Genomic DNA, 21345 nt, shown 5'->3' on the forward strand with positions numbered 1-21345 from the left:
CTCGCTGGTGAGCCCGGGTGGGTCAGCCCGCGAAGGCCGCCACGGCGGCCTCGCCGAAGGCCGGGAGGTCGTCGGGGTTGCGGCTGGTGACGAGCTGCCAGCCGTTGGCCGGGCAGGTGAAGGACTGCTCGTCGACCCAGCTGCCGCCGGCGTTGGAGATGTCGGTCTTGAGGCTGGGCCAGCTGGTGAGGGTCTTGCCACCGAGCACGCCGGCCTCGACCAGGGTCCAGGGGCCGTGGCAGATCGCGGCGATCGGCTTGCCGGCGTCGGCGAAGGCCTTGACGAGGGCGACGGCCTTCTCGTCGAGGCGCAGGGCGTCGGGGTTGGTCGTGCCGCCGGGCAGCACGAGGCCGTCGAAGTCGTCGACCGAGGCGTCGGCCACGGCGAGGTCGGGCTCGAAGGTGTCGGCCTTGTCCACGTCGTTCTCGAAGGCCTGGATGGTGCTCTTCTCGGGCGCGATGAGCGTGGTGGTGGCGCCGGCCGCGTCGATCGTCTTGCGCGGCTCGGTGAGCTCCACCTGCTCCACGCCGGAGTTGGCGACCAGGAAGGCGATGCGCTTGCCGTCGAGCTGGGGCATGTCGGGACCTTTCGTCGAGTGCGGGGCGGCGGTGCGCTCGCCCCGGGGCCGTCGGGGCCCGTGTCCCCAGCCTGCCCCGCCGACTCGGGCGCACCACCGCCTGACGGGGTGAGGACGCACCGGTGCCCTGACGCCCGGTGTCAGCGGGCGAGGAGCCAGGTCGTCGTGCGCACGGCGACCACGAGCCAGAGGGTGGCGAGGGTGGCGAGGAGGACGACGGCGAGGTCGAGCAGCGCGGTGCTCCCGGTCGCCTCGGCCAGGGCGGCGGAGCCCGTCACCACGGTGCCGACGGGGAAGGTGAAGGCCCACCACGCCAGGCTGAAGGGCAGCCCGCCGTCGCGCCGAGCCGTGCGGACGACCAGGGCGCCCGCCACGACCAGCCAGGCCATGGCGAGGGCCAGCACCAGCGCGCCGTACGGCACCACCGCGCCGGCCGCCCACGCCCCCCACGGGCGCGGCAGGACGGCGGGGGACAGGGCGCCGAGGTGGTGCACCGCGGTCACCGACTGGCCCAGCGGGCCGAGCACGATGAGCAGCGTCGGGGCGGCGGTCGCTGCGAGGCCGTGGCGTCGGAGCCGGCGCAGCACCAGGGGGAGGACGACGAGGGTGGCGGCCAGCGCCACGCCGGCCAGGCCCCAGCAGCAGAGCAGGAACGCCGCTCGCAGGTCGCCCGCGGGCACGTGCGGCACCAGCAGCGCGCCGGTCGCCGCGCTCACCATGGGGGGCACGACCGGCATCAGCCAACTGGGGGTCGCGTCGTCGAGCCCGACGCGGTGGGAGACGAGGGCCACGGTCGGCACCACGACCGTGGTGGCGAGGCCCAGCAGGGTCCCTGCCACCCACAGCGACGCGCCCAGGGCCAGCGCCGGCGTGACGCCCAGGACGCGGTGACCCACCAGGAGCGCTCCCGCGCCGACCGTCATCAGGGCCATCGCGGGCGCGCCGAAGAAGTGCGCCATGACCGGGTCGGCGAGGTGGGCCCGCACGCTGCCCGGGTGGCGTCGCGACTGGGCGACGCTCGCCGCCGTGAGCACGACGAGCAGCACCGCCGCCACCAGCCAGGCCGCGAGGGCCAGCAGGTCGCGCCCCGGGACGGCCACGGGCACGACGGTCAGCGCGACCGCGAGGATGCCGGTGCCCATGACCGACGCGAACCAGTTGGGTCCGACCGAGCCCGCGGCCGTGGTCGCAGCGTGGTCGGATCGACTCGGGGTCGTCTCGGTGGGGGACATCGCGGTCGTCGTCACCGTCCCAGGGTGGGCGGGCGTCGAGGTCGGCGGTAGGCGGCGCGGCACTGTGTCGACACAGGCGCGGCCTGTGGGTCGGTGCGCTCAGCCGGGGCGGACGAGCGTGGTCCAGCCGTGGGGGTTGGTCCAGGTGTAGGTGCCGTCGGGGGCGCGGTGGTAGCTCCAGGGTGGGCTGCCCTCGGAGCCGGTGGTCTTGAGGCGGTGGTGGTGGCGGCACAGCGGGGCGAGGTTGGAGGGGTGGGTTTGGCCGGGGCGTCCGCCGTGGTCGAGGGGTCGGTAGGGGGTGATGTGGTCGAGGTCGCAGCGTCGTGAGGGCACGCTGCAGCCGGAGAACACGCAGCGTGGGTCGCGCAGGGTGACGTGTTCGCGCATCCAGGGTGGTGGGTCGTGCCGGTCGACGGCGCCGGCGGTGGTGGGGTCGAGGTCGATGACGGGGCGCACGTAGACCTTGGTGCCAAGGAGCCAGCGGCGCAGGGTGGTGGTGGAGACGACGCCGAGGCCCTCGANCGGCGGTGGTGGGGTCGAGGTCGATGACGGGGCGCACGTAGACCTTGGTGCCAAGGAGCCAGCGGCGCAGGGTGGTGGTGGAGACGACGCCGAGGCCCTCGACGACCGCGGTGCCGGGTGGTGGGCCGGTGCGGTCGATCTGGGACAGGTGGCTGGTCTCGTGGTGGCGGTGGACCGGCGTGGGGCGTAGGTCGGGGCCGGTGGTGCGGTACGCGTCCCCCGCAGGCTGCTCGTTCGCAGGGTGCTCGTCCGCGCGCTGTTCGTTGGTGGCCGGGGCTTGGCTTCGAGACGCTCGCTGCGCTCGCTCCTCAGCCACCGGGGCCGTGGCCTGTCCAGCGAGAGTGGTCCCTAGATCGTTGTCGGTGGTCGCGGCGGGGCTTCGAGACGCTCGCTGCGCTCGCTCCTCAGCCACCGGGGTCGCGGCCTGTCCAGCGAGAGTGGTCCCTAGATCGTTGTCGGTGGTCGCGGCGGGGCTTCGAGACGCTCGCTGCGCTCGCTCCTCAGCCGCCGTGGCCGCCGTGGTCGCCGCGGTCGCCGCGGTCGCCGCGGTTGCCGTGGGCGGTCCTGTCGCAGGCTCGGGAACGGGATCGGCCGTGTCCTCGGGGGCGGACAGGTCGCGGGGGTCGGGGAGTGGTTCCTCGGCGGGGGCCTCGCTGGGCGGCGGGGGTCCCTCGCAGGTCGGGGGCTTGGTTGCGGCCTGGTCCTCAGCGAGGGCACGGGCTGTGTCGTGGGCGGCGAGGGTCTCGGCGCGTGCGAGGTCTTCGGGGCGCAGGTGGAGGTAGACGACCCGTTCCTTGGCAGTGGTGGGTTCGACGGAGTCGAGGGCGGTGAGGCCTTGGGCGCGGTCGGTGATGACGCCGATGGCGCGGGCCTTGCGGACCTCGNCGACCCGTTCCTTGGCAGTGGTGGGTTCGACGGAGTCGAGGGCGGTGAGGCCTTGGGCGCGGTCGGTGATGACGCCGATGGCGCGGGCCTTGCGGACCTCCAGCGACTCGACCACTGCTCCGATCGAGGTCTGACGGCGGCCGAGCTCGGCGGCGGTGGCGCAGATCAGGTCGTGGAAGCGGGTGAGGTCCTGGGTGTCACCGGTCGCCTCCAACCACGAGGTGCCCGAGGCGGACCCGCGGTCGACGTCGTGGGTCACCCTCACGTTCCACCCACCGCGGGCCCGCTCCTCCAGCGCGGCCTGGGCGTGGGGGTCGTGCCTGGCGGCCGCCTCAGCCACGAACAGCTCGATCCGCCGCGCCCCGAGTCCTTGGACCTTCGCCCCGAGGGCGGCGACCTTGCGGTCCACGAACGCAGCACCGGTGTCGTTCAACACCTGGGTCTGGGAGGCGATCCGCCGCGCCCGCCAGCCGGGGAGGGTGAGGTCCTCGACCATCGCCCAGATGCGGGGCAGCCGGTGGACCAGCTCCATGACCTCGGCGAGGTTGCAGCCGGCGTTGACCGGCGACATCTCCAGGGCCAGGGCGAGGGGTTCGGCGGCGAACTCGTCGAGGCCGTGGCGGATCATGCCGGGCACCGACCAGGCGTAGGCCCGGTCGGGGTTCAGCGCGCCCCAGCGGGCCATGACGCGCAGGGTGCGGCGCTCGGCTGCGCGTACGGAGCGGGCGGTGTCGGCGGCGTACTCCAGGACGTCGTCGGCGTCGAGGGAGTCGACGTCGACCACGGCGCCGGTGGTGTCGAGGTCGAGGAGCATGGACCTAGTTTATTCGAACACACATTCGATGACTAGGTGTATGGATCGATCTGTGGAAGGGGTTCTGTTGTCGCGCGAGGGTGGTTTCGAGACGGTCGCTGGCGCTCCCTCCTCAACCACCGCGGGGATGGCGCTCCCTCCTCGACCACCGGGGCGCGGGCGCTCCCTCCTCGACCACCGGAGCGCTGGCGCTCCCTGCTCGACCAGCGGGGTGCTGGGGCCTCCCGCCCGACGGCTGTGGGCTGTGCGGGCTCGCCCCCGGCGGGGAAGGGGGCAGGTCGGGAAATGGCGAGAGACCCTCCCGGCGGACCGGGAGGGCCTCTCGTGAGTGGTACGGCATCAGGGACTCGAACCCCGAACCCGCTGATTAAGAGTCAGCTGCTCTGCCAATTGAGCTAATGCCGCGCGGTGAAGCGAGAAGAACACTACCAGCGGGCCACTGGGCGGCGAAATCGACGGAGCGGGGACCGGTCAGCGGGAGGCGAGGACGGCCTGGGCGGCGTTGTGGCCGGCGATCCCGGAGACGGCGCCGCCGCGACGGGCGCCGGAGCCGCAGAGCAGGACGGCGTCGTGGGCGGTCTGCACGCCCCACTGCTGTGCCGGGGTGTCGAGGCGCGCGCGGGCCGGGGCCCACGGCCACTCGAGGTCGCCGTGGAAGATGTGGCCCCCGGGCATGGCCAGGTCGGCCTCGACGTCCTGGGGGATCTTGGCCTCGATGCACGGCTGACCGTCGGCGTCGCGGGCCACGCACGACGCGAGGGGCTCGGCGAGGTGCTCGTCGAGGGAGGCGATGGCCCGGGCGACCGCCTCGGCCTTGGCGGCCTCGCGGCGAGCGGGGTCGGCGAAGAGCGAGGCGGGCGTGTGGAGGCCGAAGTAGGTCATCGTGTGGGTGCCCGAGCCGGCGGCCGACCCGAGGATCGAGGGGTCGGTGAGGGTGTGGCAGTAGACCTCGCCGGGGAGGGCGGTGGGCACGGACCCGCCGGCGGCGTCGGCGTAGGCCCGCTCCAGCTGGCTGTAGTCCTCGGCGAGGTGGAGGGTGCCGGCGAAGGCCACGGCAGGGTCGACACCGGAGCGCAGGGCGGGCAGCCGGTCGAGGAGCAGGTTGATCTTGAGCTGCGAGCCCTCGGGCTTCGTCGCCGCGTCCTCCACGCCGCCGAGGAGGATCTCCAGCACCCACGGCGCGACGTTGGCCAGGACGTGGCGCCCGCTCACGACGTGGTCACGGCCACCGGCGTGGAAGGTCACCTCGGCGCCGGAGTCGGCGCCCTCGCCGGTGGGACGGATCGCCGAGACGCCCGCTCCGGTCAGCAGCTCGGCGCCCGCGCGCCCGGCCGCCGCGGCGAGCGCGTCGGTCATGGCGCCCATGCCCCCGACGGGCACCCGCCACTCGCCGGTGCCGTTGCCGATCAGGTGGTAGAGGAAGCAGCGGTTCTGCACCCGCGACGGGTCGTGCAGCGAGGCGAAGGTGCCGATGAGGGCGTCGGTGGCCACCACGCCGCGCACCGTGTCGTCGCGGAAGCGCCGCTCGACGGCCTCGCCCAGCGGGCGCTCGACCAGGTCGCGCCAGATGTCGGGGTCGACCCGGTCGCGCAGCGCCCGCTCGCCGGGCAGCGGCTCGAGGAGGGTCGGGGCGACGGCGTGGGCGAGGTCGGCGACGTCGGCGTAGAACTCGCGCCAGGCGGCGTACTCCTCCTCGCCCCCGGTGAGGTCGGCGAAGGACCGCGCCGTGGCGGGGCCCTCGGGGCGCTCCACGAGCAGCCCGCCGGGCTTCCCGTCGCGCGACGTCGGGGTGTAGGAGGCGGTGGTGCGCGACTCCAGACGCACCTCGAGGTCGAGGTCGCGCATCAGCGCCTCGGGCATGAGCGAGACGAGGTAGGAGTAGCGCGAGAGGCGCACGTCGTGACCGCGGAAGGCGGGGGCCGAGACGGCGGCGCCGCCGGTGTGGTCGAGGCGCTCGAGCACCAGGACCGAGAGACCTGCGCGCGCGAGGTAGGCCGCCGAGACCAGGCCGTTGTGGCCGCCGCCGACCACGACGACGTCGTAGGAGGACCGCGTGGGCGCACCCGAAGAGCTCATCGGGCCACGGTAGTGGTCGCGGCGGCGGGCCGGGCGACGCGCCTCGCCCGAGCACGGCTGAGACGTCTCTCAGCGTGCGGTGGCGCCCGAGTCCTGGCGAACCGGCGCCGCCGACGCCGCGGGCGTGCTTCACTCAGGCCGGGACCGACACCGGGAGGGGGAGTCGTGCCGCCTCGTCGCATGCTCGCCGTCGCGGCTCTCGCGCTGCTGACGGGCGCGATGGGCCTGGCCGCCGTGAGGGCCGCGCCCGACGCCGGCCACGCCATCGGCATCTGGCCCGTCGGCCTGGCCAGCGGCCTGCTGCTGCTCGCCCGTCGTCGCGCCGTGCCGGTGCTCGCGGCGCTCGTGCTCGCCCTCGCGGTGCTGACCATCTGGCTCGGCGGGCGCCCCGGCGACGTCGCGGTCGGGTACGGCGCGGGCGTCGCGCTGGAGGCCGTCGTGGTGTGGGCGATCCTGTCGCAGGGTGAGGAGGGCCGCTGGCGGCTGCGCCACGACGCCGACCTGCGCCGCTACGTCGTGGCGTGCCTCGCGGGGGCGGCCGTCGGTGCCTCGACGGGTGCGCTCACCTCGGCGGTCACCGGCTTCGGTGACCCGGCCCTGGTGGCCCTGGCGCTCGCCGTCTCGCACCTCGGGTCCCAGCTCGTGCTGACCCCGATGTGGTCGCGGCTGCCCGACCACGCGGCCATCGCCGGTCGCGGCGAGCGCGTGCTGCAGTGGGCGGCCGTGCTGACCGTCGCCCCCGCGGTGTTCGTGCCGACCGACCTGCCCTCGATCGTCTTCCTCGTCGTGCCGGTGCTGGCCTGGAGCGCCCTGCGGCTGCGCGCCCCCGAGGCCCTCGCCCAGCTGGTGGCTGTGCTGGCCTTCGCGGTGCTCATGAGTGCCTCCGGTCGTGGCCCCTTCACCGACGCCCCGGGCCGCTTCGACCTCGACCCCGACCTGCGCGGCGTGCTGCTCTCGGCCTTCATCGCGACCTGCGCGCTGATCGTCGTGCCGCTGCTGCTGCGCGTGGGCGAGCACATCCGCGCCGCCCGCACCGCTGCGGCCGAGCGCGACACCCTGGAGCGGGTCGTGCACAGCGCCTCCGACGCCATCATCGGAGCCGACCTCGAGCGTCGCATCACGCTCTTCAACCCCGGCGCCGAGCAGCTGCTGGGCTACACCGCGGCCGAGGTCATGGGCCGCGACTCCGCCATGCTCCACAGTCCTCACGGGGTGCAGCGCAAGGCGGCCGAGCTCGGGGTGGCCGACGACTTCGACACCGTGGCGGGCAGGATGCTCGAGCCCGGTCAGGCCGGCGCCTACATCGGCTTCGTGCGCAAGGACGGCGCGGAGCGCACCCACTCGATGACCCTCGACCGGATCCTCGACGACCGTGGTCGCCCGGTCGGCTACCTGAGCATCTCCGAGGACGTCACCGAGCGGCTCGAGGCCGAGCGGGCGGTGCAGGACGCCCTGGAGCGGCTCCGCGAGGTCGACGCGGTCAAGGACGCCTTCATCTCCAGCGTCAGCCACGAGCTGCGCACCCCCATCACGAGCATCGTGGGCTACCTCGAGATGCTCGAGGAGGGCGACTTCGGCGCCCTGGGGGACGCCCAGCTCCGCGCGGTGCGCCGGGTCATCGGCAACAGCGACCGCCTGCTCGGGCTCGTCGACGACCTGCTCACGCTCTCCACCGTGCAGCACGACGGCCTCGGGATGGCCGAGAAGGTCCTCGACCTGGGCGAGGTGGTGCGCGCCGGCTGCGCCGTGGTGTCGCCCGGGCTGGAGCGCGGCTCGACCGTGCTCGAGGTCGACCTGCCCGAGGAGCCGCTGCCGGTGGTCGGCGACCGCGACCTGCTCGAGCGCGTCGTGATCAACCTCGTCGGCAACGCGGTGAAGTTCACCCCCGACGGCGGCCGGGTGGGCGTGCGCCTCGTGGCGGGCACCGGACCGGGCGAGACCTGTCACGTGCTCACCGTCAGCGACACCGGGATCGGCATCCCCGCCGCCGAGCTCGAGCACCTCTTCACCCGCTTCTTCCGCTCCTCCAACGCCCAGAAGCAGGCCATCCCCGGCAGCGGGCTCGGGCTCTCGATCGCCCACGCCGTCGTCGCCCGCCACGGCGGCCGGATGGAGGTCGACTCGGCGCTCGGCGAGGGCGCGACCTTCACCGTGCACCTCCCGGCCGTCACCTGACCCGCTCGACCCGCCTGTCCGAGACAATCTGTTGAATGTTCAACTAGGCATGGCTAGGATCGGACCATGCCTGCGATCACCGTCGACGACCTGACCACCCTCGACCGGGTGCGCGGCCCCGGGCTGGGCGACCAGCCGCGGCCGGTGCTCCAGGTGACCACGGCGCCCCAGGGCTACGAGGGCGAGGGCTTCCCCGTGCGCCGCGCCTTCGCCGGCATCGACCTGGCCCGCCTCGACCCGTTCATCATGATGGACCAGATGGGCGAGGTGGAGTACGCGCCGGGCGAGCCGAAAGGCACCGCCTGGCACCCCCACCGCGGCTTCGAGACCGTCACCTACATCATCGACGGCACCTTCGACCACCACGACTCCCACGGTGGCGGCGGCACGATCACCAACGGCGACACCCAGTGGATGACCGCCGGCTCCGGGCTGCTGCACATCGAGGCCCCGCCGGAGTGGCTCGTGCAGTCCGGCGGGCTCTTCCACGGCCTCCAGCTGTGGGTGAACCTGCCCCGCGACGCCAAGATGAGCACCCCGAGGTACCAGGACATCCGCTCCGGGGAGGTGCAGCTGCTGACCTCCGCCGACGCCGGCGCGCTCGTGCGGGTCATCGCCGGCACCGTCGACGGCCACGCCGGGCCGGGGTCGACGTACACGCCGATGGCGCTGGTGCACGCCTCGCTCGAGCCCGGCGCCCGCCTCGACCTGCCCTGGGACGTCGACTTCAACGCGCTCGTCTACGTGCTCAACGGCGACGGCACCGTGGGGGAGGAGGGCCGCCCGCTGCGCACCGGCCAGGCCGCCGTGCTCGGCGCCGGCGACTACCTCACGGTCTCGGCCGCGGGCCGCCAGGAGAGCCGCTCCCCGCGCCTCGACGTGGTCGTGCTCGGCGGCCGCCCGATCCGTGAGCCGCTGGCCTGGGCCGGACCCTTCGTGATGAACACCAAGGCCGAGGTGATGGAGGCCTACCAGGCCTTCCAGCGCGGCAGCTTCGGGCACCCGACGAGCTGAGCGGGCGACGGCGGGGGCGCTGCTAGGTTCCCCCGCGTGGACGAGCAGGTCGTGCTGGTGACGATGTCGGTGCGCGAGGTGCGCGCCGGCTCGGAGCTGGCCGCGCTCGCCGCCGAGGTCGGCGCGAGCGTCGCCCACCTCCAGCAGGGCGACCCCTCGCCGGCCCGCGAGCTGACCCGCCTCGCCGGCTGCGGCGTACGCCGCGTCGTCGTGGTCGGCGTCGCGACCGGGCCGCTGGCCCCCGGGGCGTCGTGGCTGCGGCGCGTGGTCGCCCACTGGTGGCGCGAGCGGGGCGACGACGCACCGCAGGTGCGCGTCGCCGGCGCGCTGCTGGCCGACCTCGACCCGGCCGCCGGCGCGGGGGAGCGGGTCGCGCGGCTGGTCGCCGCGGCCACGCCGGTGACCGGCGCCGAGGCGGGGCTGACCTCGTCGGCGTGGGAGGAGGTCACCGCCCACCGCCACCAGGTGCTGGTGTGCCGCGGGCCGCGGTGCACCGCGCGCGGCTCCGACGACACCGCCGAGGCGGTGGTGCTGGCCCTGATGGCCCACGGGCTCGGTGACGACGACGTGCTGCTGACCCAGACCGGCTGCCTGCTGCCGTGCAACCACGCCCCGGTGGTCGCGGTGCAGCCCGACGACGTCTGGTACGCCCGCGTCGGTGCCGGCTCCGTCGACCGGATCGTCGCCGAGCACCTGGTCGACGGGCGCCCGGTCGCCGCCCAGCGGCTGGCCCGCCCCGCGCCGCGCGGGATGGCCTAGGCTGCCGCTACACGTCTCGTGGACCCAGGAACCCGGTGCGGCAGCGATGCCCAGTCCGGGGCGGTTCCGCCACTGTGACGCCGTCGCGAGGCCCTGCGCCCCCGACGGCCCAGCCAGATACTGGCCACGGGACTCCGCCACTACCACCGGGGCGAGAACCCCGAGGAGGCCCTCGTGCGCATCGCGCTGCTCTCCACCTCAGACACCGACCTGCTCTCGGCCCGCGCCAGCGGCGCCGACTGGGTCTGGGCCAACCCCGCCCGCCCCGGCCACCAGTCGATGGCCGAGACCATCGAGGGCTGCGACCTCGTCGTGGGCCGGGTGCTCGGCTCCCCGCAGGACCTCTGCTCGGGCTTCGCCCGCATCCGCGCCACCGGCATGCCCGTGGTCGTGCTCGGCGGGGAGCAGCAGCCCAGCGCGGAGCTGATGGAGCAGTCGTCGGTGCCGATCGGGGTGGCCGCGCAGGCCCACCGCTACCTCGCCGAGGGCGGCCCGGACAACCTGGCCCAGCTGCACGCCTTCCTCTCCGACACCGTGCTGCTCACCGGCGAGGGCTTCGAGGCGCCGGCGGCCCTGCCGGAGTGGGGCCTGGCCGAGCGGCCCGCCGACCTGCCCGCCGACCTGCCGCGGGTGGGGATCCTCTACTACCGGGCCCACCAGGCCAGCGGCAACACCGCCTTCGTGCACGCCCTGGCCGACGCCGTCGACGCCACCGGCCGCGCGGTCGGCGTGCCGATCTTCTCCTCCAGCCTGCGCTCGGCCCCCGACGAGCTCTACGCCGCGCTGGGCACCCTCGACGCCCTCGTGGTGACCGTGCTGGCCGCGGGCGGGTCGACCCCGGCCACGGCCAGCGCCGGCGGCGACGACGAGGCGTGGGACGTCGCCCGCATGGCCGCGCTCGACATCCCGATCCTGCAGGGCCTGTGCCTGACCAGCAGCCGCGCGGAGTGGGAGGCCTCCGACGACGGGGTGACCCCGATGGACTCCGCGACCCAGATCGCGATCCCCGAGTTCGACGGGCGCATCATCACCGCGCCGTTCTCCTTCAAGGAGATCGACGCCGACGGGCTGCCCCGCTACGTCGCCGACGCCGAGCGCTGCGCGCGGGTGGCCGGCATCGCGGTCGGCCACGCCCGGCTGCGGCGCGTGCCGCCCGCCGAGCGGCGGGTGGCGCTGATGCTCTCGGCGTACCCCACCAAGCACAGCCGGGTCGGCAACGCCGTGGGCCTCGACACCCCGGTCTCGACCGTGCGGCTGCTGCGGCGCATGCGCGAGGAGGGCTACGACCTCGGCCCGGCCGGCGCGGTCCCGGGGCTCGACCTCGACGACGACACCGAGGCGGGCGACGCGCTGATCCACGCCCTCATCGACGCCGGCGGGCAGGACGAGGAGTGGCTGACCCACGCCCAGCTCACCGACGCCCACGTGCGGATCACGAAGCAGCAGTACGACGGCTGGACCGCCGACCTGCCCGCCGCGCTGCGCGACGACGTCGTGGGGACCTGGGGGGAGTCGCCCGGCGAGCTCTTCGTCAACGACGCCGGCGAGATCGTGCTGGCCACCATCCAGGCCGGCAACGTCGTGCTGCTCATCCAGCCCCCGCGCGGCTTCGGGGAGAACCCCGTCGCGATCTACCACGACCCCGACATGGCGCCCTCGCACCACTACCTCGCGGCCTACCGCTGGGTCGGTGGCGACGTGGAGACCGGTGGCTTCGGCGCCCACGCGGTGGTGCACCTGGGCAAGCACGGCTCGATGGAGTGGCTGCCGGGCAAGAACGCCGCCCTCTCGGCGAGCTGCGCCACCGACCAGGCCATCGCCGACCTGCCGCTGATCTACCCCTTCCTGGTCAACGACCCCGGCGAGGGCGCCCAGGCCAAGCGCCGTGCCCACGCCACGATCGTGGACCACCTCATCCCGCCGATGGCGCGTGCGGAGACCTACGGCGACATCGCCCGCCTCGAGCAGCTGCTCGACGAGCACGCCAACATCGCGGCGATGGACCCCGCCAAGCTGCCCGCCGTGCGCGGGGAGATCTGGCAGCTCATGCACGCCGCGGAGATGCACCGCGACCTCGGGCTCGACGAGCGCCCCGACGACGAGGAGTTCGACGACTTCCTGCTCCACGTCGACGGCTGGCTGTGCGAGATCAAGGACGCCCAGATCCGCGACGGGCTGCACGTGCTGGGCCAGGCGCCCGACGGCGAGGCCCGGGTCAACCTGGTGCTGGCCATCCTGCGCGCCTCCCAGGTCTGGGGCGGCGAGACCGCGTCGGTGCCGGGGCTGCGCGCGGCGCTGGGCCTCAAGGAGGGCGCGGAGGCGACCACGGTCATCGACGGCGTCGAGGAGCGGGCCCGCGCGCTCGTGCAGGGCATGGAGGCCGCCGGCTGGGACCCCGCCGCCGCGGCGGGGCTGCACGACGACCCCGAGGTGCAGCGGGTGCTGGCCTTCGCCGCGACCCAGGTCGTGCCGCGCCTGGCCCGCACCACCGACGAGCTCGACGCGGTGCTCCACGCCCTCGACGGCGGCTTCGTGCCGGCCGGCCCCTCGGGCTCGCCGCTGCGCGGGCTGGTCAACGTGCTCCCGACGGGGCGCAACTTCTACACCGTCGACCCCCGCGCGGTGCCCTCGCGGCTGGCCTGGCAGACCGGGCTGGCCATGGCCGAGTCGCTGGTGCAGCGCTACCTCGACGACACCGGCGACTACCCCGCCTCGGTGGGGCTCTCGGTGTGGGGCACCAGCGCGATGCGCACCTCCGGCGACGACGTCGCGGAGGTCCTGGCCCTGCTCGGCGTGCGTCCGTCGTGGGACGAGGCCTCGCGGCGCGTCAACGACCTGACGGTCGTGCCGCTGGAGGAGCTGGGCCGCCCGCGCATCGACGTCACGGTGCGGATCTCCGGCTTCTTCCGCGACGCCTTCCCCCACGTCGTGGCCATGCTCGACGACGCCGTGCGCCTCGTCGCCGGCCTCGAGGAGCCGCACGCCAGCAACTACGTGCGCGCCCACGCCCAGGCCGACCTCGCCGAGCACGGCGACGAGCGCCGGGCCACCACCCGGATCTTCGGCTCCAAGCCGGGCTCCTACGGCGCCGGCATCCTGCAGCTGGTGGAGTCGGGCACCTGGCGCGACGACGCCGACCTGGCCGAGGTCTACACCGCCTGGGGCGGCTTCGCCTACGGCCGCGACCTCGACGGCGCCGCGGCCGCCGACGACATGCGGGCCAACTACCGCCGGATCAAGGTGGCGGCGAAGAACATCGACACCCGCGAGCACGACATCGCCGACAGCGACGACTACTACCAGTACCACGGCGGCATGGTCGCCACCGTGCGTGCGCTGACCGGCGCCGCGCCGCAGGCCTACGTCGGCGACTCCACCACGCCCGACGCCGTGCGCACCCGCACGCTGCAGGAGGAGACCAACCGGGTCTTCCGCGCCCGCGTGGTCAACCCGCGCTGGATCTCCGCGATGCAGCGCCACGGCTACAAGGGCGCCTTCGAGCTGGCCGCCACCGTCGACTACCTCTTCGGCTTCGACGCCACGACCGGCGTCGTGCACGACTGGATGTACGACACCCTGGCCCAGGAGTACGTGCTCGACGAGACCAACCAGGAGTTCATGCGCCGCTCCAACCCCTGGGCGCTGCGCGGCATCGTGGAGAAGCTCCACGAGGCGCGCGACCGCGGCCTGTGGGCCGAGCCCGACCCCGAGGTGCTGGCCGCGATGCAGGAGGTCTACCTCGACCTGGAGGGCGACCTCGAGGACCGGGCCGAGGACCGGGCCGAGGACCGGGCGTGAAGCGGGTCCGGGTGATCGGGGTGGGGCCGGGCGACCCCGACCAGGTCACGCTGGAGGCGGTGCGGGCGATGCGGGAGTCGGCGTACTTCGTGGTCTCCGACAAGTCCGCCGCGCTGACCTCCGAGCGCGGCGGCATGCCCGACCCGCTGGTCGTGGCGCGCGAGCGGCTGCTCGACCGCCACCTCGACGCCGCCCCCGTCGTCGTGCGCATCGAGGACCCCTCGCGCGAGCGGCGCCCGGAGCGCACCGGCACGCAGGAGGAGTACGACGCGGCCGTCGAGGCCTGGCACGACGCGCGGGCCCGCGCCTACGAGGACGCCCTGCGCGGCCACGACGGCGACGCGGGCTTCCTGGTCTGGGGCGACCCCGCCTTCTACGACTCCACGATCCGCGTGCTCGAGCGGGTGGGCCGCCGGCTGCCGCTGGAGGTCAGCGTCGTGCCGGGGATCTCCTCGGTGCAGCTGCTGGCCGCGCGCCACCGCCTCGTGCTGCACGAGGTGGGCCAGGCCCTCCACGTCACGACACGGCGCCGGCTGGCCGAGGCCGTGCTGCCCCCGCCGCACGGGCAGGGCCAGGACAACGTCGTGGTCATGCTCAACCGCGTCGTCGACCTCACCGGGCCCGGGCTCGACCTGGGCGACTGGTCGATCTGGTGGGGCGGTAACCTCGGCACGCCGAGCGAGGAGCTCGTGGCCGGTCGGGTGCGCGACGTCGTGGCCGAGGTGGAGGCGGCCCGCGCGCGCTGCAAGGAGGCGGCCGGCTGGGTGATGGACATCTACCTGCTGCGCGCCCCGGAGTCGGCGGCGTGAGCGGCCTGCTCGTCGCCGGGACGACCTCCGACGCGGGCAAGAGCGTGGTGACCACCGGGCTGTGCCGGGCACTGGCCCGCCGCGGGCTGCGCGTGGCGCCCTACAAGGCGCAGAACATGTCCAACAACTCCATGGTCACCCGCGACGGTCTGGAGATGGGGCGGGCGCAGTGGGTGCAGGCCCTGGCCGCGCGCACCGAGCCCGAGGTGGCCATGAACCCGGTGCTGCTCAAGCCCGGCTCCGAGCGGCGCAGCCACGTGGTCGTGATGGGCCGCCCGGCCGGCGAGGTCTCGGCGCGCGACTTCGTCGACGGCCGGCGCCACCTGGCCGCCGCCGCGCACGCGGCCTACGACGACCTGGCCGGCCGCGTCGACGTGGTCGTCGCCGAGGGCGCGGGCAGCCCCGCGGAGATCAACCTGCGCGCCGGCGACTACGTCAACATGGGCCTCGCGCGCCACGCCGGCCTGCCCACGGTGGTGGTGGGCGACATCGACCGCGGCGGGGTCTTCGCGGCCTTCCTCGGCACGGTCGCCCTGCTCCCGCCGGGCGACCAGGCCCTGGTGGCCGGCTTCGTGGTCAACAAGTTCCGCGGCGACGTCTCGCTCCTCGCGCCGGGCCTCGACCAGCTGGCCGCCGCGACCGGGCGGCGCACCTTCGGCGTGCTGCCCTGGAGCCCCGACCTGTGGCTCGACGGCGAGGACGCCCTCGACCTCGAGGCGCGCCGCGAGCGCTCCGAGGGCTCCGGGCGCTCCGAGCGCTCCGGGGGCGACCGGGCGGTGGTCGCGGTCGTGCGCTTCCCGCGGATAAGCAACGTCACCGACGCCGACGCGCTCGACCTCGAGCCGGGCCTCGACGTGCGCTTCGTGACCACCCCGCAGGGCCTGGCCGACGCCGACCTGGTCGTGCTGCCCGGCACCCGCGCGACCCTGGCCGACCTGGCCTGGCTGCGCGAGCGCGGCCTCGACCGCGCCGTGCTCGACCACGCCGCGGCCGGGCGCCCGGTGCTCGGGATCTGCGGCGGCTGCCAGGTGCTCGGTCGGCGCATCGCCGACCCGCACGGCGTGGAGGGGGACCCCGGCGCCGAGGTCGAGGGGCTCGGCCTGCTCGACCTCGAGACCGTCTTCGGCCCCGACAAGGTGCTGCGCACCCACGAGCCGGCGGGCTACGAGATCCACCACGGCCGCACCACCGGCGAGCGGGTCGCCGGCGCCGTGACCGGCACGATGGTGCACGGCCGGCTCGAGGACGACGCCCACCGCGCGGCCTACCTGCGCGAGGCCCTCGGCGTCACCTCCACCGCCTCCTTCCCGGCCGCCCGCGAGCGGCGCCTCGACCTGCTCGGCGACCTCGTCGAGGAGCACCTCGACGTCGACGCCCTGCTCGACCTCGCGACGCGCGGCGCCCCGGCGGGGCTGCCCGTGCTGGCGCCCGGGGCGCCGGAGCCGGCGGGGACCCACGCGTGAGGGTGCTGGTGCTCGGCGGCACGGCGGAGGCGCGCGCCCTGGCGGCGGCGCTGGTCACCGAGGGCGTCGAGGTGGTCTCCTCGCTGGCCGGGCGGGTCGCCCGTCCAGCGCTGCCGGTGGGGGAGGTGCGCGTCGGCGGCTTCGGCGGGCCGGAGGGCCTGCGCGAGCACGCCCGCGGCTACGACGCCGTCGTCGACGCCACGCACCCCTTCGCCGCGCGGATCTCCCACAGCGCCGCCGGCGTCGACGTGCCGCTGCTGCGGCTGGCCCGGCCCGGCTGGTCCGACGCCCCGGGGGCCGGGGCCTGGCACTGGGTAGAGGGCCACGACGAGGCCGCCGCACTGACCGCGCGGCTGGGCCGGCGCCCGTTCCTCACCGTGGGCCGCCAGGAGCTCGGCCGGTTCACCGGCCCGCTGCAGGCCCACGCGGTGCTCGCCCGGGTCGTCGACGAGCCCGAGGTCGCCCTGCCCGAGGCGTGGACGCTGCTGCGCAGCCGCGGGCCCTACACCCTCGCCGGCGAGCGGGCGCTGGTCGAGGAGCACCGCGCCGACGTCCTGGTGACCAAGGACTCCGGAGGGGTCCACACCTGGCCCAAGCTGGAGGCCGCCGCCGCGGGCGGCCTGGCGGTGGTCGTCGTACGCCGCCCGGCGGAGCCGGCCGGGGTCGCGACGGTCAGCGACGTCGCGGCCGCGTGCGCCTGGCTGCGAGCGGTGCGAGCGTGAGGAGCGCGCCGAGGCCCACCCGCGCGGCGAGCGCGCGGGCGCGGGGCAGGTCGTGAACGCCGGGCGCGCGGCCGTCGCCGAGCAGCGGGCGCTGCTCGACCCGGGTGGGGTAGACGGTCTCGCCGCCCAGGCGCAGCCCGAGGGCGCCGGCGAAGGCCGCCTCCACCGGGCCGGCGTTGGGGCTGGGGTGGGCGCGCGCGTCGCGGCGCCACGCCCGCACCGCCGCGCGCGGGTCGTCGCCGAGCACCACCGCCAGCAGCGCGCACAGCCGCGCGCCGGGCAGGTTGAGCAGGTCGTCGAGGCGCGCCGCCGCCCAGCCGAAGCGCTCGTGGCGCGGGGTGCGGTGACCGACCATCGCGTCGAGGGTGTTGGCGGCGCGGTAGCCCAGCAGCCCCGGCACCCCGGCCAGGGCGCCGAGCAGGAGGGGGGCCACGACGGCGTCGGAGGTGTTCTCGGCCACCGACTCGACCGCCGCGCGGGCCACCCCGTCGGCGTCGAGCACGCGAGTGTCGCGGCCCACGAGGTGGGTCAGCCGCTGCCGGGCGTCGTCGAGGCGACCCGCGCGCAGCAGGTCGTCGACCGCCCCGGCCTCGCGACCCAGCGACGTGCCGCCCAGCACCACCCAGGTCGCCGCGGCCGTGGCCAGCGCGTGGGCCACCGGCCGCTCCCGGGTCGCGCGCTCCACCGCGACGCCGGCGCCGGTCGTGGCGCCGACCAGCACCACGACGTACGCCGCGCCGCGGGGGCGCGCGTCGGCCCACGCCCGCCGCTCCAGGGCGCCCGCGAGGCAGCCGAAGCCGGCCACCGGGTGCCACCGGGCGGGGTCGCCCAGGGCCCGGTCGGCGGCGAAGCCGACGGCCAGCCCCACCGCCCGGCTGCACGTCATGGGAGGCTCCGGTGGTGAGGGTGCTGGTGACCGGGGGCGTGCGCTCGGGCAAGTCGCGCCACGCGGAGGGCCTGCTCGCGGGGCGCGAGGACGTCACCTACGTCGCGCCCGGTCCGGTGCTCGACGACGCCGACTGGGCCGCCCGCGTGGCCGCCCACCGGGCGCGACGGCCGGAGGCCTGGCGCACGCTGGAGACCGGCGACCTCGCCGGGGCGCTGGCCGGCTCCGGGCACGGCGCGGTGCTCGTGGACTGCCTCGGCACCTGGCTGACCCGGCTGCTCGACGACGCCGAGGCCTGGGAGGAGTCGAGCGAGGTGCTGCACGCGCTGGTCGGGGCGCGGCTCGACGAGGCGGCCGCGGCGCTGGCCGGGGCGGCGGGCGACGTGGTGCTGGTGACCAACGAGGTCGGTCTCGGCGTGGTGCCCGCGCACCGCTCGGGCCGGGTCTTCCGCGACCTGCTCGGCCTGGCCAACCAGCGCCTGGCCGCGGAGTGCGAGGCCGTGCACCTGGTGGTGGCCGGGCGCGTGCTCGTGCTCTGAGCGGCTCACGACAGGGCCACCAGCAGCGCGGCGAGCGCCAGCTCGACGGCGGCGCCGAAGACGTCGCCGGTGACCCCGCCGAGGCGCCGGGTGGTGCGCCGCACGAGCAGGACGACGACGGCCACGGCGGCGAGCGCCGCGACCGGGGCGCGCCACGCCTCGAGGCCGACCGCGGCGGCGACGGCGACGAGCGCGGCCGTGCCGAGGAGCCACGACACCGCCGCGGCGAGCGGCGCCACGGTGCCGGTGAAGCCCGACCCGAGCCCTTCGCCCCGCGCGCCGGGCACCCCGCGCAGGCAGGTCAGCACCAGGGCGCAGCGCGAGACCGCGACGGCGAGGCCGGCCAGCCACCAGCCGCCGTCGAGGCGCAGCAGCGAGGCGAGACCGGCGACCTGGGCGAGGAGCACGACGACGGTGGCCACGACGCCGGCGGGGCCCGACGTGCCCGTGCGCATCACCGCGAGCGACCGCTCGCGGTCGTAGGAGGCGGTGAGGCCGTCGACGGTGTCGGACAGGCCGTCCCAGTGCAGGGCGCGGCTGCCCGCGGCGAGGAGTCCCACGGCGACCGCGGCCACCGCGAGGCGGTCGACACCGGCCTCGGCACCGGCCCAGCCGACGAGGGCCACCAGCAGCCCGAGCGGCGCCGAGGCCAGGGGCGCCAGCAGCATCGCGCGAGCGGCGGTGGCGCGGTCGACGTGCCCGGGCGGGGCGACGGGGACCGCGGTCAGCGTGCCGAGGGCCAGGCGCCAGGCGTCACGCACGGGGCATCAGGTCGGACAGCAGTGCGACGTCGCGCAGCAGGGCCACCGCGCTGCGCAGCACCGGCACCGCCGCCACCGCGCCGCTGCCCTCGCCCAGGCGCAGCCCGAGGTCGAGCAGCGGCTCGAGACCCAGGTGGGCCAGCGCCAGCGACTGGGCCGGCTCGGGGGAGCGGTGACCGGCGACGAACCACGCGGCGGACCCCGGCGCGAGCCGCTCCGCGGTGAGCGCGCACGCCACCGACATCAGCCCGTCGAGCAGCACCGGCACGCCGCTGCGGGCGGCCTCGGTGAGCAGGCCGACGGTGGCGGCGAGGTCGGCGCTGCCGAGCGCGGTGAGGGTCTCGACGGGGTCGGCGACGCGGTCGCCGGCGCGGGCGAGCGCCTGGGCCACGACCTCGCGCTTGCGGGCCAGGCCGGCGTTGTCGACGCCGGTGCCACGGCCGGTGACCTCGTCGGCGCCCAGCCCGAGGCCGGCGGCGACCAGGCAGGCGGCGGGGGTGGTGTTGCCGATGCCCATGTCGCCGGTGAGCAGCAGGTCGGCCCCGGCCGCGACCTCCTCGCGGGCCACGGCGCGCCCGGCCTCGAGGGCGGCGCGGGTCTGCTCGGGGGTGAGCGCGTCCTCGAGGTGGAGCGCCCCGCTGCCGCGGCGCACCTTGTGGGCGGTGAGCGCGGCGTGCACCTCGGGCGCGAGGCCGTCGAGGTCGTCGTCGACACCGAGGTCGAGCACCCGCACGTGCACGCCGTGGGCGGCGGCCAGCGCCGAGACCCCCGCGCGCCCGGCGAGGAAGGTGCGGACCATGGCCCCGGTGATCGCGGGCGGGTACGCCGACACCCCGTGGCCGGCGACCCCGTGGTCGCCGGCCAGCACGACCAGCCGCACCCGCTCGAGCGGCCGCGGCGGCACGCTGTCCTGCGCCGCGGCCAGCCACACGCCGAGCTCGCCCAGGCGCCCGAGCGCACCCGCCGGCGTGGCCAGGCCGGCCAGCCGCTCGGCCGCGGCCGCGTGCGCGGCGGCCGAGGGCGCGGCGGGGCCGGTCGGGCCGGTCGGGTCGGTCGGGCCGGTCACAGGCTGGCCGCCAGCTCGCGGCGGGCCCGCAGGGCGCCCTCCTGGCGGCCCAGCCGGTCGACGGCAGCGGCCAGGCCGAGGACGAGCACGCCCCACAGGGCGAGCAGCGTGAGCAGCGACCCGCGGCGGAAGCTCCACAGCAGGTCGGCCGGCACGTCGCCCGCGGAGGCCGGGCCCGGAAGCAGGACGGCCACGCCCACGACGACCAGCAGGTAGAGGGCGGTGCCGACGAGCACGGCGGCGTACCCGCCCTGGGTCGCGAGCAGGCGACGGGCCACCAGCACGGCGACCACGGCGGCGGCCACCGAGACGGCGACGAAGGTGAAGTAGAGCGCGGTGCGCGAGCCGATGGTCTCCGCGCTGCCCACGCCGGGCGGGAGCGCGGGGTACTTCAGGAACGGCACGAGGGCCACCGACACGAAGCCGACGCCGGCCACGAGCGCCGCGGTCGGCCCCGGTCGCAACGGGCCGAGGCGGCCCACCGCGGCGGCCGCGCCCAGGGCGAGCAGCCCGCCGAGGGCCACGCCGACGGCGACCGAGCCGGTGAGCAGGCCCCAGGTGCGCTGGGTGCTGCGCGAGACGACCTCCTCCTCGGCCGGGTCGTGGGTGTGCTCCGGCGTGCCGGCGGCGTGGTCGTGGCCGCCCTCGCGGGCGATGGCGGCCTCCACCGCGGGCTCACCGGCCCAGGTGGCGACGAGGAAGGCGGCGCAGCCCGCGAGCAGGCCGACGAGCAGGCCGCTGACCAGGAAGGCGCGCGGGGTCATCCGGGTGGCGGCTGGGGTGGTTGCTGGGGACATGAGGGTTCCGTTCGGGTGCCGGCGCCGGGGCGCACCTCAGCGGGCCCCGGCACCGAGGAGGTGAGGGGTGGTGGCGAGCAGGCCCGGACGGGCTCAGTGGCAGGGGTAGCCCAGCAGGTGGCGGCCGTCGTGGACGAGCTCGTGCAGCGCGGTGCCGGAGAGCAGCGAGACCGCGCCCTGGTCGGTGCTGACGAAGAACAGCACGAGGCTGCACAGCAGCCCGGAGAAGAGGGCCCAGGGGGCGAGCCGGCCGAGCGGGATCGCGGGGACCTCGACGGCCGGGGAGAGGCCCGGGGAGAGGCCCGGGGAAAGGGGAGCGGTGGGTGCAGACGACTGCGACATGTGTCCTCCTGAGGGATGCGTGCGTCCCTGACGAAGCGGATGGATGACGGACACTCGGGTCTGACTCCAGCTCGCCCGGACCGACCGTGGTCGACCGCGGAGGAGCTG

The 21345-nt window shown here is 75.9% G+C and carries 16 protein-coding genes and 1 tRNA gene; 8 read left to right on the plus strand and 9 right to left on the minus strand.

Annotated elements, in window-relative coordinates; all coding sequences use genetic code 11:
• Window positions 1–22: 22 nt before the first annotated feature.
• From ASF47_RS08900 to ASF47_RS08930, 4 genes are all read right to left on the minus strand, one after another.
• On the minus strand, window positions 23–577 hold the full coding sequence (locus ASF47_RS08900; protein WP_056863687.1) for a type 1 glutamine amidotransferase domain-containing protein: 555 nt from the start codon (window positions 575–577) through the stop codon (window positions 23–25).
• Window positions 578–717: 140 nt separating this feature from the next.
• Window positions 718–1824 carry a C4-dicarboxylate ABC transporter gene (locus ASF47_RS08905; protein WP_156697834.1) on the minus strand — a complete coding sequence of 369 codons (1107 nt, stop codon included), beginning with the start codon at window positions 1822–1824 and terminating at the stop codon, window positions 718–720.
• A 2535-nt stretch (window positions 1825–4359) separates the two neighbouring features.
• A tRNA-Lys gene (locus tag ASF47_RS08925) sits at window positions 4360–4435 on the minus strand.
• Window positions 4436–4501: 66 nt separating this feature from the next.
• Window positions 4502–6106, minus strand: coding sequence for a phytoene desaturase family protein (locus tag ASF47_RS08930; RefSeq protein WP_056863692.1), 1605 nt, complete (start codon window positions 6104–6106; stop codon window positions 4502–4504).
• A gap of 165 nt (window positions 6107–6271) precedes the next feature.
• Between ASF47_RS08930 and ASF47_RS08935 the strand changes: the two genes are divergently transcribed.
• The 7 genes from ASF47_RS08935 to ASF47_RS08965 all read left to right on the plus strand — a co-directional run bounded on the left by ASF47_RS08935 (window position 6272) and on the right by ASF47_RS08965 (window position 16846).
• Complete coding sequence (locus ASF47_RS08935) at window positions 6272–8281, plus strand: ATP-binding protein (protein WP_156697835.1); 2010 nt, start codon at window positions 6272–6274, stop codon at window positions 8279–8281.
• A gap of 66 nt (window positions 8282–8347) precedes the next feature.
• Window positions 8348–9295, plus strand: a complete 948-nt coding sequence (locus ASF47_RS08940; RefSeq protein ID WP_056863694.1) for a pirin family protein — start codon at window positions 8348–8350, stop codon at window positions 9293–9295.
• Window positions 9296–9331: 36 nt separating this feature from the next.
• Window positions 9332–10054 carry a (2Fe-2S) ferredoxin domain-containing protein gene (locus ASF47_RS08945; protein ID WP_235558693.1) on the plus strand — a complete coding sequence of 241 codons (723 nt, stop codon included), beginning with the start codon at window positions 9332–9334 and terminating at the stop codon, window positions 10052–10054.
• Between the two features lie 174 nt (window positions 10055–10228).
• Entirely contained in the window at window positions 10229–13852 is a 3624-nt protein-coding gene (cobN, locus tag ASF47_RS08950) for a cobaltochelatase subunit CobN (RefSeq protein ID WP_056863695.1), read from the plus strand.
• Window positions 13849–14661, plus strand: coding sequence for a precorrin-6A synthase (deacetylating) (cobF, locus tag ASF47_RS08955; protein ID WP_056863696.1), 813 nt, complete (start codon window positions 13849–13851; stop codon window positions 14659–14661). The genes cobN and cobF overlap by 4 nt, the downstream gene beginning before the upstream one ends.
• Window positions 14658–16124 (plus strand): cobyric acid synthase, encoded by a 1467-nt coding sequence (locus tag ASF47_RS08960; RefSeq protein WP_056863697.1) that lies wholly within the window; start codon window positions 14658–14660, stop codon window positions 16122–16124. The genes cobF and ASF47_RS08960 overlap by 4 nt, the downstream gene beginning before the upstream one ends.
• Window positions 16121–16846, plus strand: a complete 726-nt coding sequence (locus tag ASF47_RS08965; protein WP_056863698.1) for a cobalt-precorrin-6A reductase — start codon at window positions 16121–16123, stop codon at window positions 16844–16846. The genes ASF47_RS08960 and ASF47_RS08965 overlap by 4 nt, the downstream gene beginning before the upstream one ends.
• Here ASF47_RS08965 and ASF47_RS08970 read toward each other — a convergent pair.
• On the minus strand, window positions 16797–17732 hold the full coding sequence (locus ASF47_RS08970; protein ID WP_056863699.1) for a cobalamin biosynthesis protein: 936 nt from the start codon (window positions 17730–17732) through the stop codon (window positions 16797–16799). The two genes, ASF47_RS08965 and ASF47_RS08970, sit on opposite strands and share 50 nt — an antisense overlap.
• 14 nt (window positions 17733–17746) lie before the next feature.
• Here ASF47_RS08970 and ASF47_RS08975 point away from each other — a divergent pair, with 14 nt between their 5' ends.
• On the plus strand, window positions 17747–18271 hold the full coding sequence (locus ASF47_RS08975) for a bifunctional adenosylcobinamide kinase/adenosylcobinamide-phosphate guanylyltransferase (protein WP_056864539.1): 525 nt from the start codon (window positions 17747–17749) through the stop codon (window positions 18269–18271).
• Window positions 18272–18276: 5 nt separating this feature from the next.
• Here ASF47_RS08975 and ASF47_RS08980 read toward each other — a convergent pair whose 3' ends face one another.
• From ASF47_RS08980 to ASF47_RS08995, 4 genes are all read right to left on the minus strand, one after another.
• Complete coding sequence (locus tag ASF47_RS08980) at window positions 18277–19032, minus strand: adenosylcobinamide-GDP ribazoletransferase (RefSeq protein ID WP_156697836.1); 756 nt, start codon at window positions 19030–19032, stop codon at window positions 18277–18279.
• Window positions 19025–20098: a nicotinate-nucleotide--dimethylbenzimidazole phosphoribosyltransferase gene (cobT, locus tag ASF47_RS08985; RefSeq protein ID WP_082500175.1), complete on the minus strand. Its 1074-nt coding sequence runs from the start codon at window positions 20096–20098 to the stop codon at window positions 19025–19027. Before cobT ends, ASF47_RS08980 begins: the two co-directional genes overlap by 8 nt.
• On the minus strand, window positions 20095–20895 hold the full coding sequence (locus ASF47_RS08990) for a CbtA family protein (protein WP_235558694.1): 801 nt from the start codon (window positions 20893–20895) through the stop codon (window positions 20095–20097). Before ASF47_RS08990 ends, cobT begins: the two co-directional genes overlap by 4 nt.
• A 93-nt stretch (window positions 20896–20988) precedes the next feature.
• Window positions 20989–21237, minus strand: coding sequence for a CbtB domain-containing protein (locus ASF47_RS08995; RefSeq protein ID WP_056863701.1), 249 nt, complete (start codon window positions 21235–21237; stop codon window positions 20989–20991).
• Between the last annotated feature and the right edge of the window lie 108 nt (window positions 21238–21345).

Source organism: Nocardioides sp. Leaf285 (assembly GCF_001422955.1).
Lineage (GTDB): Bacteria > Actinomycetota > Actinomycetes > Propionibacteriales > Nocardioidaceae > Nocardioides > Nocardioides kribbensis.